Origin of the sequence: Streptomyces sp. NPDC017202 (assembly GCF_044331705.1) — a bacterium.
Taxonomy (GTDB): Bacteria; Actinomycetota; Actinomycetes; order Streptomycetales; family Streptomycetaceae; genus Streptomyces.
On record NZ_JBIRNP010000057.1, the window covers coordinates 1 to 1047 of the forward strand.

Annotated in this window: 1 rRNA gene; it reads right to left on the reverse strand. The window is 57.5% G+C overall.

From position 1 onward, the window contains the following. A 23S ribosomal RNA gene (locus ACH4N1_RS34995) occupies positions 1-1047 on the reverse strand; the annotation flags it as partial.

The following is a 1047-nucleotide window of genomic DNA, read 5'->3' on the forward strand; positions in this document are numbered from 1 at the left end:
CCTACACCCTTACCCCGGGACAACCACCGCCCGGGCTGGACTACCTTCCTGCGTCACCCCATCACTCACCTACTGCAAGTCTGGTCCGTCGGCTCCACCACTTTCCTTTCCCCGAAGGGTCCGGAACGGCTTCACGGACTTAGCATCGCCTGGTTCGATGTTTGACGCTTCACAGCGGGTACCGGAATATCAACCGGTTATCCATCGACTACGCCTGTCGGCCTCGCCTTAGGTCCCGACTTACCCTGGGCAGATCAGCTTGACCCAGGAACCCTTAGTCAATCGGCGCAAACGTTTCTCACGTTTGTATCGCTACTCATGCCTGCATTCTCACTCGTGAACCGTCCACAACTCGCTTCCGCGGCTGCTTCACCCGGCACACGACGCTCCCCTACCCATCACAGCCGCCGTTGGGCGTATATGCTGCAATGACACGACTTCGGCGGTACGCTTGAGCCCCGCTACATTGTCGGCGCGGAATCACTAGACCAGTGAGCTATTACGCACTCTTTCAAGGGTGGCTGCTTCTAAGCCAACCTCCTGGTTGTCTGTGCGACTCCACATCCTTTCCCACTTAGCGTACGCTTAGGGGCCTTAGTCGATGCTCTGGGCTGTTTCCCTCTCGACCATGGAGCTTATCCCCCACAGTCTCACTGCCGCGCTCTCACTTACCGGCATTCGGAGTTTGGCTAAGGTCAGTAACCCGGTAGGGCCCATCGCCTATCCAGTGCTCTACCTCCGGCAAGAAACACACGACGCTGCACCTAAATGCATTTCGGGGAGAACCAGCTATCACGGAGTTTGATTGGCCTTTCACCCCTAACCACAGGTCATCCCCCAGGTTTTCAACCCTGGTGGGTTCGGTCCTCCACGAAGTCTTACCTCCGCTTCAACCTGCCCATGGCTAGATCACTCCGCTTCGGGTCTTGAGCGTGCTACTGAAACGCCCTGTTCGGACTCGCTTTCGCTACGGCTACCCCACCCGGGTTAACCTCGCAACACACCGCAAACTCGCAGGCTCATTCTTCAAAAGGCACGCAGTCACGA